Annotated in this window: 14 protein-coding genes; 5 read left to right on the top strand and 9 right to left on the bottom strand. The window is 43.2% G+C overall.

What is annotated here, in order from left to right:
- Window positions 1-134: 134 nt before the first annotated feature.
- From VL121_RS09080 to VL121_RS09060, 5 genes are all read right to left on the bottom strand, one after another.
- Window positions 135-2150 carry a putative porin gene (locus tag VL121_RS09080; RefSeq protein ID WP_325404405.1) on the bottom strand — a complete coding sequence of 672 codons (2016 nt, stop codon included), beginning with the start codon at window positions 2148-2150 and terminating at the stop codon, window positions 135-137.
- A gap of 73 nt (window positions 2151-2223) precedes the next feature.
- Window positions 2224-3045: a purine-nucleoside phosphorylase gene (locus tag VL121_RS09075; RefSeq protein ID WP_325404403.1), complete on the bottom strand. Its 822-nt coding sequence runs from the start codon at window positions 3043-3045 to the stop codon at window positions 2224-2226.
- Window positions 3046-3389: 344 nt separating this feature from the next.
- Window positions 3390-4223, bottom strand: coding sequence for a DUF2911 domain-containing protein (locus VL121_RS09070; protein ID WP_325404401.1), 834 nt, complete (start codon window positions 4221-4223; stop codon window positions 3390-3392).
- Between the two features lie 196 nt (window positions 4224-4419).
- On the bottom strand, window positions 4420-5736 hold the full coding sequence (locus tag VL121_RS09065; protein ID WP_325404399.1) for an energy transducer TonB: 1317 nt from the start codon (window positions 5734-5736) through the stop codon (window positions 4420-4422).
- A gap of 175 nt (window positions 5737-5911) precedes the next feature.
- Window positions 5912-6478, bottom strand: a complete 567-nt coding sequence (locus VL121_RS09060; RefSeq protein WP_325404397.1) for an RNA polymerase sigma factor — start codon at window positions 6476-6478, stop codon at window positions 5912-5914.
- A gap of 158 nt (window positions 6479-6636) precedes the next feature.
- Between VL121_RS09060 and VL121_RS09055 the strand changes: the two genes are divergently transcribed.
- The 3 genes from VL121_RS09055 (at window position 6637) to VL121_RS09045 (ending at window position 10402) form a co-directional block, all read left to right on the top strand.
- Entirely contained in the window at window positions 6637-8610 is a 1974-nt protein-coding gene (locus VL121_RS09055) for a vWA domain-containing protein (RefSeq protein WP_325404395.1), read from the top strand.
- 169 nt (window positions 8611-8779) lie between these two features.
- A complete protein-coding gene (locus VL121_RS09050; protein ID WP_325404393.1) occupies window positions 8780-9733 on the top strand; it encodes a bile acid:sodium symporter family protein in 954 nt (317 codons plus the stop codon).
- 51 nt (window positions 9734-9784) lie between these two features.
- Complete coding sequence (locus VL121_RS09045) at window positions 9785-10402, top strand: FMN-binding negative transcriptional regulator (RefSeq protein WP_325404391.1); 618 nt, start codon at window positions 9785-9787, stop codon at window positions 10400-10402.
- A 43-nt stretch (window positions 10403-10445) separates the two neighbouring features.
- Here the strand turns inward: VL121_RS09045 and VL121_RS09040 are convergent, their stop codons facing one another.
- From VL121_RS09040 to VL121_RS09030, 3 genes are all read right to left on the bottom strand, one after another.
- Window positions 10446-11213, bottom strand: a complete 768-nt coding sequence (locus VL121_RS09040; protein ID WP_325404389.1) for a YdcF family protein — start codon at window positions 11211-11213, stop codon at window positions 10446-10448.
- 320 nt (window positions 11214-11533) lie between these two features.
- Window positions 11534-12415, bottom strand: a complete 882-nt coding sequence (locus tag VL121_RS09035) for a 3-hydroxyacyl-CoA dehydrogenase NAD-binding domain-containing protein (protein WP_325404387.1) — start codon at window positions 12413-12415, stop codon at window positions 11534-11536.
- 112 nt (window positions 12416-12527) lie between these two features.
- Window positions 12528-13169, bottom strand: a complete 642-nt coding sequence (locus tag VL121_RS09030; RefSeq protein WP_325404385.1) for a carboxypeptidase-like regulatory domain-containing protein — start codon at window positions 13167-13169, stop codon at window positions 12528-12530.
- Between the two features lie 151 nt (window positions 13170-13320).
- Here VL121_RS09030 and VL121_RS09025 point away from each other — a divergent pair, with 151 nt between their 5' ends.
- A complete protein-coding gene (locus tag VL121_RS09025; RefSeq protein ID WP_325404382.1) occupies window positions 13321-14415 on the top strand; it encodes an Mrp/NBP35 family ATP-binding protein in 1095 nt (364 codons plus the stop codon).
- A 205-nt stretch (window positions 14416-14620) separates the two neighbouring features.
- On the opposite strand, the gene VL121_RS09020 is transcribed toward VL121_RS09025, so the two are convergent.
- A complete protein-coding gene (locus VL121_RS09020) occupies window positions 14621-15316 on the bottom strand; it encodes a uracil-DNA glycosylase family protein (protein ID WP_325404380.1) in 696 nt (231 codons plus the stop codon).
- An 80-nt stretch (window positions 15317-15396) separates the two neighbouring features.
- Between VL121_RS09020 and VL121_RS09015 the strand changes: the two genes are divergently transcribed.
- Window positions 15397-16425, top strand: a complete 1029-nt coding sequence (locus VL121_RS09015) for a phosphotriesterase family protein (protein WP_325404378.1) — start codon at window positions 15397-15399, stop codon at window positions 16423-16425.
- The last annotated feature ends 4 nt before the right edge of the window (window positions 16426-16429 follow it).

Genomic DNA, 16429 nt, shown 5'->3' with positions numbered 1-16429 from the left:
GCTGTACGAAGTCTCCAGACTGCTATGTAGAAAAGCATAGTGAGGTGTAATATGTACGAGCAACTTCACATAAAATTAGATTTTAAAATTCAGTAATCAAAATAATCCCCGACTTACATAATTACTGTTAACCGTCAATTTACAAAATTCCAGAAAATGCCCAGTTTAAAGAGTAAACCCTGGTAGGGATATAATGGCGCAGCCATATTGTTGTTGGTAAATGAAAAGCCGTTCAGCTCAAGCGTATTCAGGTTCTCCAGGCGTACAAAAGCGCTGAAACTCCTGATCCTGAAATTCATAAAGGCAGCAATGTCGGGCAAATTTGCTATGCGAATGCTGTCTTGCGGGAAGAACTGCCCCGTTACGGGAGAATAATTATCGGCGGTATAGGGTGTATAGTACCTGGAATCTAAGCCTATAGCAATATTCAGGTTCCTAAAGAATTGTCCCTGGAAAACAATGCGGTTGCGTAAATAAAGCAGCGGAATATTAACGGGCGTATTACCGGCTGTTTTTTGAAGGACCACGTCTGCATACCAATGCCAGAATTTACTTATCCGGAAATCTTTGCTGCCTTTAATTTGCAGCACGTTAAAGGGAGCGGTTTGCTGATCTGCTTCATAAAAATTCTTAAAATACGCGTAATTGCCAATAAGATAATAATGCCCGCTGAGCTGTAGTTGTAAAGCAGGAACCGTAAGCGTACTGAACAGGTGAGAAATATTTTCTTTGTTAGTACCATCCGCAGGCGCCACTACAGGAAATCCGCTTGTATTACGCAGCAGGTAAGATGGTGTTCGGTTTGCATTTTCAAAACCCACCTGCAGCGATCCCAGTTTGCGGCCCAGTAGTCTTTGCAGGCTTACATAGGCCCGGTAATCGCCGGCATTAAACCCGGTAGGGTATAGTTGGGCATAAGCCTCCATGTCCCATTTTTTATTTCGGGTGCGGTTCCTGTATTCTCCATGAAGGAGAATATTATACAGCATATCGCGTGTGAGATCAGATTTTTTAAGGGACAGGTTTTGCATGCTGGCGCCCACCTTCAAGAATTGTTGTTGATTTTTGATATCTGGAAACTGGTAGATAGAGAAATCGTTAACCACCTCTTTCCAGGTATTGCTGTATAATATAGTATCACGTGGGCTAAACGATACATCATAGTTCATTTTATAAAAAGCGCTGTCGGGTGCAATATCCTGAAACAGGTACTTATACGTGTTGTACTGAAGCGTATGTTCAATTCTGAACCGGGGATAAAAAAGCTTGATAACGGTAGAGTCGGTTACCAATGAATCCTTCTTTCCGAAATCGTATTGTTGCCTCACCAATAGCTTAAGCTGGTTATATTTATTCCCGGTTTTTAATTGCGTGTTAAACGGGTCGCGGCTGTAGGTGGCATCGCCTGCGGTATTGATAGGAATATTAAAGCGGTCTGAATAGGTACCCGTTTTATCTACCAGGAAGCTATCATTGGCTATGCCCCCGTTTTCGGCAGATTGCAGGCTGTTGGTTAGTCCGATAAAATATATGCCATACCTTTTATTGGGCGACTGATAATAAGAATTGAGCCGCAGGTTAGAATGGCTGGTATTCTGGCTTTTAAAAAAGCCGGGGGCATTAATGAGCCTGAACTGGAAAGCAAAATTCCAGTTGGGTTTTATGTTTTGCGTATGTAAGATATTAATGAACTGCTCGGAGCCGCTGCCAATCAGGTAATTTAATTCGGTAAAGGGCCGGGTAGTATTGTAAAACCGCGTTTGTTCAATATTAAAAGCGTAAGCGTCAAAAGCATGAAAACCCGGATCCCATCCCGGCGCTGTTGACGGATTAAACAGCAGGGAAGTAGTAGCTGTACCGTTATTTCCCAGCCATACATATTCAGACTTTAAAGGAATCTTTATATAAAAATCAATCAAAGAAGAATCGAAAGTATAGGAGCGTACCGAATCAATATATTTAAAGCGTATGCTAACAGAGTCTGCAAAAGGGTCGCGGTGTTCGAATTTTATAGAGTCGCCTCCTCCCGACCTGCCCCCTCTGCCCATATTGCTGATATTGCCCAGCCGGCCCGGAAGTCGCTGCGATAAGGCGGGTAGCGCGGAACCCACCAGTATAAATAGCAGTAAGTATGAAAATATTTTCTTCAATGCTGTTAGCTTAATCCTGTTTACGGCGAAAATACCTGAAATCGGCTCATATCTGTTGAAAAAAATGACGGAATCAAATAGCTTTAACTAACGCTTTAAATAAAGCCGTAAGCTTTGGTTCTGCTGCAGATGCCGCCTCCAGCACTTCTTCATGCGTAATAATATTGTCTTCCTCCCTTATGCCTAAATCGGTAATTACGCTTATGCCAAATACCTGTATGCCGGCATGCGCAGCCACAATCACTTCCTGTACGGTACTCATTCCTACGGCGTCTCCTCCCAGCGCAAGAATCATTTTATATTCTGCGCGGGTTTCAAAAGTAGGGCCCGTTACCCCAAAATATACGCCTTCTTTTACGGGGATATCCAGTTGCCCGGCAATTGCTTTTCCTTTCCTGATCAGCGTTTTTGCATAGGGCTCGCTCATATCGGGAAATCGCGGGCCAAAAGCATCCTCGTTTTTGCCTATTAAAGGATTTACCGTTGCCAGGCTGATATGGTCGGTAATAATCATCAGGTCGCCTACGGCAAAAGCGGCATTAACGCCGCCTGCGGCATTGCTAAGGAGCAGCGTGTGAACGCCGAGTAGTTTCATTACACGAATGGGAAAAGCAACTTCAGTGGCAGCATGCCCTTCGTAAAAATGCAGGCGTCCTGCCATTACCACAATATGTTTGTGGCCAATTTGGCCAAAGATCAGCCTGCCCGAATGTCCTTCAACGGTAGAAACAGGAAAATGAGGTATTTCCGTATAGGGGATCTCTTTTTCCACATTCATTTCGCTTACAAAATTGCCCAGTCCGCTGCCCAGCACTATACCTATTTCTGATGGAGTGCTATAGCGGCTCTTAATATATGCAACGGCTTCCGTTATTTTTTCAGGTATTACACGCATGCGGTTTTTTTGTGACCGCAAAGATAAGAACAGGAGAAGGGAAAAAGGAAGATGAAAGGAAAAGGTTCATACGGGGTGTGTAAATGAGGTGGCTTTGCCGAAGATTCGAAGATCAAATCTACAGCATCTTTATTACGATTGGAGTACCAGCAATAGGGTAAAACAATTTCCGGGAAGCACTTCCCTGCAATCCAAAAGTTCAAATAAATGCTATTCCAACAGCTCCGATAGCACTATTCCAATAAAAAAGCCGCTCAGTTTCCAAAAACAGCAGGTAAATATTCCTTACTGCCTTTGCATCTCAGCGACCTTTCGATTTTGTTGTTGCGAAAGCAATCAAAAAATTAATTCAATGTAGCCAGTAACTTTTTATTCAGCGTAACATAATCTTCATTTTTAGCAGTAGCAGCCAGTTCGGTAGATTTATTGGCTGCTGCTATGGCTTCTTTCTTCTTGCCCAGTTTTGCCAGGCATTGGGCTTTCTGGTGCCATATCCAAAACGCGTTGGGTTCTTTTTCCGTTGCTTTATTAAACCAGCCAAGCGCTTTATTGAGGTCTTTGCCATTTTCAAGATAATAAGCCGCGGCTGCGAAATAAGGGAAATCTGCTTTTCCTTCTAAGCTGCTGATCTGCGCATTAACCTTAGTGCTTACATCCGTAGTAATGGGGATAATAACAACTGTTCTGTCCCATCCAATGATCATATTCAGGGAGGATGGTAAGATGTTGTCAAAAGAGATTAAAAAAGACTCCAGTGGAAAAGGAAGATCGGTAGCACTGATTTTAACGCGGGCCACATCCTGGTCTTCTTTGTAAGCGGATGGACTGGTTACATTGAGCTGTTTAGATAAAATTATCGTCCATTCGTAGGCGTTAGGAATAGTAAGCAATCCATATTTTCCGGCAGGGATTTTTTTTCCGCCAAAAGTAACATCATCGCCAAAACTAATAGTGGTAGCACCGTTTGCACCCGTACGCCACACCTTACCGTAAGGTACGAGATCGCCGAATATGGTTCTGCCTTTTACCGCTGGTCTTGAATAAGACAGTTCAATGGCTGATAAGCCAAATTCCTGTTTTACCGTTTGCAGTGGCGAAGGAGCCGGCGTTTTTAATTGTTGCGCTTCTGCAAAACAAATTATCGTAGAAAAAGCGGCGAGAAAAAAAATCTTTTTCATCTGTAGTTGTTTTTTTGGTTGATTAATCAGGTCTTTGTTTTATGCATAAACCCTGCGGTACGCATTCGTTTATTGCACTGTTATTTGTTGCGGCGAAGATAATGTTTACAGCGATGTAATTCAAGGCGGAAAGGAAATTGAAGAGAATTATGCCAGGTTTAACAGAATACCTTCTTTATCCGGGTTGTTTTAGCGGTTAAAACTGAACGGTAAGCGTCACTTTTGCCGTACTGCCGCCTTCCGCTAATTTCCATTGCGGACCTTCTTTTACCACGCGGATGGCTTCTTTATTACACTGCGGACAGGTAGAACGGGTGATCTTAAAATCCGAGAGCCGGCCGTATACGTCAACAGAAAACGACAAGTCAACAAATCCCCGGCTGGTAGTAAATGCCGTTTCGGGTAAACGGGTATTATTCACCAAATAAATATCATAATTGCCCCAGCCATCTGCAGGCGCTGCTTCAGGAGCTTCACCGGGGCTTTCATCCCTTACTGTTACTTTTTTCTTTTGGCTCCCATAGCCCGATACTACAACCTCCGGTAATTGTTTGCCATCGGGTTGAAGAATAATATTATTGACAGGAGCGCCGGCATATAAAACCACTTGCTGCGGTTGAAAGCCTACAGACTTTACATCCGCTACCAATGAGGTATCCCCGCTTAATAATTTAAAATTTCCCCTGGCATCGCTATAGGTACCCGATAATGTGTTGCTGATACGGATATTTACAAAAGGCAATGGTTTGTTATTGTTATCAGTTATTTTGCCGGTAATAATATAGGTGTACACTGCTCCCGAAGCATTGTTTTGCGATGTTGATGCAGGAGTAGTGCGGGGTACGCTTAATATTTTTTTTTCACTTTCCGCTTCTTCCTCTTTCCGCGCCCTTAGTATGGCGGCTGCTGCAGCCTGGTTTGCCGCACTAACCGTTAAATCAGGAAATACGGAATCGTTTTTTGCTTTGGGTTGTGATGCGGCAGAAGATTTTATTTTTTGGGGAGCGGCAGGAGGCAAAGCCGGAGATGCTTTAGCGGGGCTTGGAGGTGGTGTAGTACTTTGTTCCCTGCTTTTGTTCTCCAGCACGGCAGTATCCGTTGCCCCGGCTGTTATTTGGTCTGTGTTTTGTTTTTCCCGTAATGGCTCATTTTTTTGCTGTTTTTCTTTTTGCTGCGCGATATTGTTTCCGGTTGGTGCAAGCCAATACCATGTAAGTCCTGTTCCCAATACAATAAGAATGACTGCTGCGGCGCTCCACCATATTTTTGTGCTGCGCAAAGGCACTACTTTGGCGCCCGCTTTTTGCTGTAATCTTTTTTTAAGGCCCTCTATATCCAACTGAATATCCGGCGGGGAATGCTGCATATAGCCTTCTATTGCCTCAGCAAGAAAAGGGTCCTCCAGCGCGGCTTTTTCCATAGCATGCCTTTCTTCCACAGGCATCTGCCGGTTCAGGTAGCGCTGTATATCCGCTGCCGTATATTGTTTGGTATGTTTATTATTTTCTGGCATTGGTTATTTAGTGAGTAGTGAGTGGTGAGTGGTGATACCCGGTACCTAATCAGTGCCTGCGGTCTGACGCTCCTTCGTTGCGTACCAACCGCCACATTTTCACATTTCCCACATTCCCTTCCTTTTCTCCCTGTATATCATTTTCAAATTTTCAAATTCGCACATTTCCCCATTTTCACTCCTCTCCCATACAATTCTTCAAATTCCTTCTCCCGTTTTGAATATAGCTTCTTACCTTATTCCATTCGTAGCCTGTAATTTCGGCAATTTCATCATAACATTTCTGCTGTAAATAAAAGAGCTGTACTGCTTGCTTCTGTTCATCCGACAGGGTTTCTATACATTTCTCCAATTTAACGAACTGCGCTTCTTTTTCCAGCACGCCATTAAGATGCACCGTTTCTTCCAAATGCATATAATCTGCGTTAAATTCGGTGGTTTTCAGGTTTTTGGGGGTACGCAACTGCATCAGGCAGTAATTGCGGGCAAGCGTATGCAGCCAGCTTTTAAAATTATCCACTTCGTGCAGCCTGAGCTTCTCAACCAGTTCTTCAAAAATACTCATCACAGCATCTTTACTGCGCTCGCTGTCTTTAAAATATTTCAGGCAAACCCCGTATACCAGTTCCATATACCGCTGGTACAGGTCCGACAGCACACGCATATCCTGTGTTTGTTTATACAAAGCAATCAGTTCCGTATCCGTGTTGCCGGCAATTGATATGTTTTTAATAAAATCCAAACAATAAGAAAAAAGTAAAAACCAAAGATAAAAGATAATAAGAAAGGGGGCATAATTACTCCTTTACCTTCTTTTTGCTCAAAATATTTTTACGCTGTGTATGTAATACTTTCCGGCAGGGCATCCATCATTCAAACTAAACCTTAAAAATTATTTGTATGAAGCAATTAACCATTTGCGGCATTATAATTATTGCCGCCTTAACGGCATTTTTGCCGCGCACTTCTTTTACGGTAAAAGGTAAAGTAACCGATAGCACAGGCGCTGTCCTTTCCGCGGTATCTGTTACGGAAAAAGCCACGGCAAATATTACCCAAACCGATACCAATGGCAACTTTGTCATTACCGTTGCCAATGCCGGCGCCATACTGGTTTTTTCATCCGTTGGGTTCAATACCAAAGAAATAAAAATATCGGGCCAATCAATGCTGCATGTGCAGTTGTGCGGATCGGCAGCAAACCTGGAGGAAGTTGTAGTTACAGCATATAGTGCTGTTAAAAAGAAAAGCGTTACAGGAGCGGTAGTGGAAGAGAAAGAGGCGGATATGATGCTGCAGGGTATGGCGGCAGGCGCAGCAATAAGGGCAAATGCTTCCTATCCTTCGCCCGCTGCTAAGCAAATACGTAATCATAATTACCGGTTGCACCAGCAACGGGATGAAGGGTTTAATACTGAAGATTATGATGGCATTGCTGAAAACCGTTTTCTTACGGTGAAAGATAATCCGTTGTCTACTTTTTCTATAGATGTAGATGCGGCTTCCTATAGTAATGTACGGCGTTATGTAAACAACGGGCAGTTACCACCTGCCGGGGCAGTGCGTATTGAAGAAATGGTTAATTATTTTCATTACGATTATCCGCAGCCGGAAGATGATAAACCTTTTTCTATTTATACCGAATTGTCTGCGGCGCCCTGGAATAAAGATCATCGCTTAGTATTGGTGAGCCTGCAGGGAAAGAAAGTGGCAACGGAAAATATACCGTCCTCCAACCTGGTTTTTTTGATTGATGTATCGGGTTCAATGGAAGATGCCAATAAGCTGCCCTTAGTAAAGCAATCTATGAAACTGCTTACAGATCAACTGCGCGAAAAGGATAAGGTGGCCATAGTGGTATATGCCGGTAACGCGGGACTGGTATTGCCCGCCACAAGCGGAGCAAATACACAAACCATTAAGGATGCTATTGAAAGGCTAAAGGCAGGTGGCTCTACTGCCGGTGGCGAAGGGATAAAATTAGCTTACAATATAGCCAGGCAAAACTATATGCAGGGCGGTAATAACCGTGTTATTTTATGTACCGATGGCGATTTCAATATAGGTGCCAGCAGCGATGCCGATATGGAAAGGCTGATTGAGCAGGAAAGAAAGAGCGGTGTTTTTTTAACGGTGCTGGGCTACGGCATGGGTAATTATAAAGACAATAAGATGCAAAAGCTGGCCGACAAAGGCAATGGCAATCATGCTTATATTGATGATATGGGTGAAGCGAAGAAAGTATTAGTGAGCGAATTTGGCGGCACTTTATTTACCATTGCCAAAGATGTGAAACTGCAGGTGGAATTTAATCCCGCCAAAGTACAGGCTTACCGTTTAATAGGATACGAAAATCGTTTGCTGCATAAGGAAGATTTCAACAACGATAAAAAAGATGCAGGCGAGCTGGGTAGCGGGCATACCGTTACGGCTTTGTATGAGGTAATACCCGCAGGCGTAAAGAGTAATTTTACAGAAAAAGTTGATCCGCTGAAATACCAGTTCGAAGAAAACAATACGAAAAATAATAATTCTCCCGAGCTGATGACGATCAAATTCAGGTATAAAGATCCGGATGGCGAAAAAAGCAAGCTCATACAACACCCGGTTGTTGACGGGCACATTGCATTAACCCATACTTCCCATAATTTCCGGTTTGCCGCAGCCGTGGCCCAGTTTGGCATGTTGCTCACCCGTTCCGCGTTTATGCAGCAGTCTTCGTACAACAATGTGCTGGCATTGGCTAATTCCGCTATTGGTACTGATCAGGAAGGTTATCGCAAAGGCTTTTTGGAATTAGTGAGGAGAGCAGGAACGCTGGCGAAGAAGGAAAAGCGTGTTGAAAAAGAGGATGAGTTGGTGGGAAGAAAATAGTATGCGGGAAGCAATAAGCATAGCGTACGGCACCTGTGCAGGTGGTACGCTATGTTTTTTATGCATATTACCAATGAATGATCGTATTGATCCGGGTAATAAATAACTGACTGGGGAATGATGATTATAAATTGCAGCGTATTTTTATACGAAGGTTATTTGTAGCATTATGAAATTGAATAAATTTGTATTAGCGCTGTTTATTGCTGTTGGGGTTGGCTGGTTCTTCCCGCAATTCGGTTCCGCCCAAAGTGGTATTCCACTAAATACTATTTGCAGTGCGGGTATTGCGTTCATCTTCTTTTTTTATGGCGTGAAGCTGAGTCCGGAGAAAATAAAGGCGGGATTAAAAAACTGGAAGCTGCATATCGTTATCCAGGCAGCTACGTTTATTATTTGCCCGTTACTTGTATTGATCTGCTATCCTTTCCTGAAAAATGAGCAGCAGGAGATGATCTGGCTGTCTGTGTTTTTTTTAGCCACATTGCCATCCACCGTTTCTTCTTCTGTAGTAATGGTAGCCATGGCAAAAGGTAACCTGCCCGCGGCTATTTTTAATGCCAGCATTTCGGGACTCATTGGCATTTTTTTAACACCATTATGGATGGGATTGTTTTTGCAGCAGCAAAGTGATGTGGATTTTCTGCAAATCTATTTCAGGCTAATGATTGAAATCATTATACCTGTGATAGCGGGAATAGCGGTTCAACGGGGTATCGGGCGCTGGGCTGCCCGGTACGGTAAGCAACTGGCGGTATTTGACAAGAGTGTTATTGTATTAATCGTGTACAAAAGCTTTGCAGAATCATTTTACGATGGTACTTTTTCGGGTATGCAATGGAATGACCTGGCAATAATATGCGTTATTACTATCGTTTTATTTTTTGCATTGTATGGCATTATTTATTTGATCAGCATATTGCTTGCTTTCAATAGGGAAGACAGGATCACCGCGTTGTTTTGCGGCTCAAAAAAATCATTAGTGCATGGCACTGTATTTTCAAAAGTGCTGTTCGGTAACGCGTCTTTCGCAGGGTTTATGCTGCTGCCATTGATGATCTTTCACGCGTTTCAGCTATTTATTGTAAGTTATATAGCAGGTAGGTTTGGAAGGAAAGAATAGCGATAAGAATTTGCTGCGCATAATCAATTCCTGAAAATAAAATACTAAGGTATGTATATCCCTGAAATGAATGCAATGACAGATCGCGGAGAGGTGATTGCCTTCATGAAACAGTTCAGTTTTGCAACTATTATTACTGCCAGGGAAAACCTTCCTGTGGCTACACATCTGCCCTTTCTTGTATCGGTTCACGGCGATAAGATTATACTGACTTCTCATTTTGCAAAGGCAAATGAACAATGGGCAGGGGTTGTTGAAAATAAGGTTTTAGTGATATTTTCGGAACCACATGCGTATATCTCACCCAGGAACTATGATAAGGAGTTAAATGTTCCTACGTGGAACTATATTTCAATTCACGCTTACGGGCAGGGAAGATTAGTTATCCAAACGGATAAGGTTATTGACATACTGGAAGCGACTATTGGTAACTACGAACGGGCTTATATGCGGCAATGGAATAGTTTGCCGGAAGATTTTAAATTGAAGATGATAAAGGGTATTGTGGCTTTTGAAATTGAAGTAACTGAATTGCAGGCAAAGAAAAAACTGAGCCAGAATAAAACGGAGGCCGAACAACGAAGAATCATCAATTCGCTTTCGGGCAGCGATAATGATAATGAGCGGCATATTGCAGAGTATATGAAGCAAAACCTGAAGAGGATATAAAAACATTGTAAAAACTTGCGGATGCAGGATTAGCCCCGGATTGTTATCCTCTTCCGGTTATCCAATACATCAGGCTGCCTGTAACTTCCCTTAAATACATGTCCCAGTTTCTAAGCGCGTTGGCCGATGGGAGTATATAATCGGTTGGCACAACGCTATCCGGGGGCCTTACAAAAAAAGCAGCCGGGTAAGGAATTACTTCTATGCCCGCTTTAATAAAGGTTTTTTGGGCGCGGGGCATATGCATGGCTGAAGTAACCAGCAGGTAGGGCGGGGGAAGATGCAGTGAATCAATAATCTTTTTGGCATTGGCGGCGTTTTCGGCAGTATTTCGGGAATCCCTGTCTACTGCAATGTCTGCAGCAGGTATGCCCATGGCAATAAGTTGTTCCTGCACAAAATCGCCTTCCCTGAAATCGCCCCGGTTAAAAACGGAGCCATCGCCTGCCGCTACAATTATTTTTTTTATATGGCCTGTTTTATACAATAGTGCGGCTTGTATAAATCTATCGCTTTGCTCACTGAAATAGGTTTGTTGATCTGTTTTATTCCTGCCCGCAAAGCCGCCCAATAAAATACCGGTGCTATAATTTTGGACTGCAGCGAATGTTGCTTTTTTAGGTTGATAAACAAGGATGAGCTGACTGATGATAAAAGGATTGGTAAAGAACAGGAGCATAATAGTGCCGGCAATATAACATCTTTTTTTCCGGGTTGCTTTTTTACTGAGCCATCCCCATACAAAAACAATAACAATCCATAATATGGGGCTCAATAATACAATTACCAGCTTAGAAATAGCGAACATCATGCTTCAATATACATTGCAATGCGCAAAAACCCAAAAATGCAAATGAAATATGTGGTTTAGGGTTTGTGGTTTATTCCACTTCAGATTGTTTCACGCCCGCCTGAACAGACGGGCAGGCAGAGCACGCAAAGGAGGAAAGAACGCAAAGGAAGGTTTAAGGGTTTGAGGCAATCAGGTATTAGATTCAGGTGAGCAGGTACGGGTTAGGTTGAATATTTCTTCTTTCACCTCTCACTCTCTTCTCTGTGGTTATAGTTTATTGTTAGTAAACAGCCTTCATTTTCAAATTTCCACCCGCCTATTCAGTCGGGCAGGCATTTTCATAAAGCCGGTATCAAGTCTTTACTGCCGGGTGTATACCTGTAAAATCCTTCCCCGCTTTTTACGCCCAGCTTACCGGCGGCAACCATATTCACCAACAGGGGGCAGGGTGCATATTTGGGGTTACCGAATCCTTCCTGTAAAACTTTTAATATGCTCAGGCAAACATCTAATCCAATAAAATCTGCCAGTTGCAGCGGCCCCATAGGATGCGCCATGCCCAGCTTCATTACGGTGTCAATTTCCTCCACTCCTGCTACTCTTTCATATAAGCTGTACACGGCTTCATTAATCATGGGCATCAAAATGCGGTTGGCAATAAAGCCGGGATAATCGTTAACGATACATGGAATTTTTTGCAGTTGCGTGCTGATAGCCACCACTTCGTTCGTTACTTCCTGCGCTGTAGCATACCCGTTAATGACTTCCACTAATTTCATTACCGGCACGGGATTCATGAAGTGCATGCCTATTACCTTTTCGGGGCGTTTTGTTGCGGCAGCAATGGCTGTTATGGATATGGATGAAGTATTACTGGCCAAAATGGCCGCGGGAGGCGCTAACTCATCTAACTGTGTAAATATTTTTAGTTTAACCGCTTTGTTTTCTGTTGCGGCTTCTATTACCAGGCCGGCGTTGGCCACGCCTGCTTCCATTACTGTAGTGGTATGCAGAGTTGATAATATCCTTTCTTTTGTAGCCTGCGTAATCATTCCTTTGCTCACCTGCCGGTCCGAGTTTTGTGAAATTGTTTGAACGGCTTTTCCCAGCGCGGCTTCATTGGTGTCTATGAGGGTTACATTAAAATGATATTGGGCAAATACATGAGCGATACCGTTGCCCATTGTACCTGCGCCAATTACGGCAATATTTTTTATCATGATCGTATGTTATGAAAGGGGCGATCAGCCAGGAGTCATCAGCGGGCTCCCACCTCTCACGGCTCTCTCTTCTCACCACTACTCACCACTGACTATTCACCAACGCGGTTGCTCAGTATTTTTTTTTGAAATCGCCTCTTTTCCAGGCTTTCACAAACTCACTCCAGGCAAAGGGGTTGAATATATTCATAGGAGGGGCTTGTCCGTTGTAATAATAGCCCTGCGCATTTTTACTTAAAGCATAATTAGTGGCTTCTCCGCCATCGCGGGGTAAAGACCGTGCCAGTACTCTTCGTTTGGCTTCGCTGGTATTTTGCCGGGCAATTTCTATACCATCATCCGGAACATCATTATTAACAAAATCACGCTCAAATTGTTCACGGGTAGGACGCGCTTTTATTATAGCGGTAGGCAGGTAAATGGTATCCTGGGCCATTAATTTAACCATATTGAACTGGTTCCCTTCTAAGTTGGTGGGAATCCTGTCTGTTTCTGTTCTGTAGGATACGTGCGTAAACTGAACTTCATCTCCTTTTAATACCACTATTGAAAAAACACCCTGATCGTTTGTAATGGTACCCCTGTTTTGGCCTTTTACCATTACGGTTACTCCCGGTATGCCCTTTAAGCTGTCATGTGTCATTACTATACCATACAACTGAACAACGGAATCTTTCAATGATTCAAACTGTGCTTTTGCCGCAAAAGGAGCTAATAAGAATGAGAAAAATAAATATCGTAAAAAATATTTCATCAAGCTGTTTAAATGAACTGCAATAATACCTCAAAATCATAACTCCCGCATCCAGTCCTGTAATTTAATCCGAACACAGGAAAAAACCAAAGTAAGCATTTATGGGGTTAACTTTGCCGGGTAATATTTTTTTTAACAAAAAGTTCGGTTCATGAAAGAAAGTGATATTTTAAAAGCGTTGGGGAACGTAATTGAGCCAGATCTGGGCAGGGATCTTGTAACCCTTAACATGGTGAAAGACGTTGTAGTAGAAGGGGATGACGTGTCTTTTACCATTGTACTTACCACGCCGGCATGCCCTTTAAAAGATATGATTAAAAACGCGTGCATTAATGCGGTGCACCTGCTGGTCAATAAAAACGCACAGGTAAATATAAAGTTTACCGCTAATACCAACAGCAACAGAAAAGATAATAAGCATATTTTACCGGGTGTAAAGAATATTATTGCCGTGGTAAGCGGTAAAGGAGGAGTAGGTAAATCAACGGTTGCGGCCAATCTTGCTTTGGCATTGGCGGAAGGCGGCGCTTCGGTAGGGCTGATGGATGCCGATATTTACGGTCCCAGCGTACCTATGATGTTTGGTGTACGGGGCGAAAGACCCCTCATGAAAAAAGAAGGAGAGAAAGGTATTATTATTCCCTTAGAGAAATTTGGTATAAAATTAATGAGCATTGGCTCGCTGGTAGACGAAAAGCAGGCTATAGTATGGCGCGGGCCTATGGCAAGCAGCGCTATCCGCCAGTTTGTAACAGACGTGCAATGGGGAGCGCTGGATTACCTTGTAATTGATATGCCCCCCGGTACCGGCGATATTCATTTAACGCTGGTACAAACGGTGCCGGTAACAGGCGCTGTAGTGGTAACCACTCCCCAGCCTGTAGCCCTGGCGGATGCCAAAAAAGCGATTGCCATGTTTGGACAAGCGCAGATTAAAGTGCCCATCATAGGACTGGTGGAGAATATGAGCTGGTTTACCCCTGCCGAATTGCCTGAAAATAAATATTATATTTTTGGAAAAGACGGCGGCAAAAGATTAGCTGAAGAATTTGATGTGCCTTTTTTAGGACAAATACCATTGGTGCAGGGAATAAGGGAAGGTGGCGATATGGGCATACCGTTAATGGTGAGTGATGATGAAGTTACCCGGAAAGCTTTTATGGGGTTTGCCGGTAATGCCGTTAGAAGCATCGCCATGCGTAATGCCAATATGGAAGCTACTAAAATTGTGGAGATCGTAGTATAATACGCATATAATACAAGTTATCAGCAAAGGTAAAAAATATAGCATCACATAGCTGTGTCTTTTTATGAAGGTAAGAGGGCAAAGATGAAAAGAGGTATGAGATATTTCTCATATAGCTTGTGGAACCCGTGGTGGGCACCCAATGAAAGGAGGGTCAGACCGCACTGAAAAAGCGGTTTGAAATGCACCCGTTTTGAACTATGCATTATTCTAGCAGGCTGAAAGCATTGAGATATTTATCAATGTAATCCTGCATATATTTTGATTTATACTGCATTACGAACCGGGGGTGTTCGAGCGCTATTATTTTTTTAAAGAAGCCATGCGTTTCATTTAGCCTGTTTAATATCTTCTCATTTTTGCCACTGCCCAGGCAAAAGCATATATCGGTATGTATCCCCAGTGCAATGTGTTGTTTGATGCTTCGGATAATAAAGTTATGCGCGGCATCCGTTAATGCCTTATTGTCATAAAAATTATAATTCACTTCTTTGCCCAGGCTGTTTTTTATGGTAAAGCCCAGGGGACATATGGAATTGATATAGAATTTTCCGAAAAACTTTTCTGTTCCGCCATAAGCCTCAATCATATGGTATATAAATACAGAGGAAGGCTCATGGGCCGGTGGCCCGGGATATGCTATCGCGCACTTTTCTGCCAGCCTTTTAGGATCGGTGAAAGGAACGCCTGTTAGGCCTGCCCCAAACCTGCCGGGGTTAATGCCCAGTATGATATGCCGGGGATTGTTATCGTTATAGTATTTTTTATAAAATGCCGATGATACCATTAAACTATTCTTGTTTTCTTTAAAAGGGTTCATTACACGAATACCGGCAGGCAGTTTGGCTGTGAAACGGAGTGATTTGTTAAATGCAATTACTTTGTCGGCAAATGTTGGCATATAGTGAAGGAAGGTAAGTAATTTTAAAAAAGGAAAGCGGAACTATATCAAATCTTACATCTCCAATTTCAAACTAATATATGCATCGTAAAGATTTCATCCGTTCGGGTATTTTATTATGTACACCTTATGTGCTGCCATTGCGCAGCATAATGCTGCCAACCGGCGGTGAAGATTATATAATGACGGTAAACGGGCATATTCCTTCCGCACACGCGGGCTTTACCTTATCGCACGAACATATACTGGTAGATTTTACAGGAGCAGATAAGGTAACTACCTCCCGTTATGATGCGGATGAAGTGTACCATACAGCCCTACCCATTTTGCGGGAGGCAGTACAAAATGGCTGTACAACGCTGGTAGAATGTACGCCTGATTATTTAGGCAGAAATGTTGCCTTACTGCAAAGATTATCCAGAGCCAGCGGGCTGCATATTATTTCGAATACCGGTTATTACGGAGCGGCAAAAGAAAAATTTTTGCCAAAGCACGCTTACGCCAGTTCGGCGAAACAACTGGCAGCCCGATGGATAAGCGAATGGGAAACAGGCATTGAGGGCACGTCTGTTAAACCCGGATTTATCAAAACCGGCATTGATGCCTACCCGTTATCTGCTGTACAGCAAAAGCTCATTGAAGCCGCTGCATTAACACATTTGTCAACAGGGCTTAGTTTTGGAGTGCATACCGGCAATGGGGCGGCGGCGATAGAAGAATTGAACATCATTAAAGCTGCGGGTGTTAGTGCTGATGCCTGGGTGTGGATCCATGCGCAAAACGAAAGTAGCAGGGAAATGCATATTCAGATGGCGAAAGCAGGAGGCTGGGTTTCTTTTGACGGGCTGCATGATAATACGGTACAGCAGTATGTGCAATTTTTAAAAGACATGAAAGCTGAAAGATTGTTGCACAAAGCGCTCATTTCGCACGATGCGGGCTGGTATCATGTTGGCGAACGCGGCGGCGGTATATTCAGACCTTATGATACCGTTTTTACCGCTTTGCTGCCCTTGTTGCGGAAAGAAGGGTTTACAGAAGCTGAAATAAAACAGGTATTTACAGTTAACCCGGCCAAAATGCTAACGGTTAAGGTAAGGAGGGCATAATTTG

It is taken from the genome of Agriterribacter sp., from assembly GCF_035497235.1.
GTDB lineage: Bacteria > Bacteroidota > Bacteroidia > Chitinophagales > Chitinophagaceae > Agriterribacter.
This window is presented reverse-complemented; position numbering and strand designations above follow the sequence as displayed.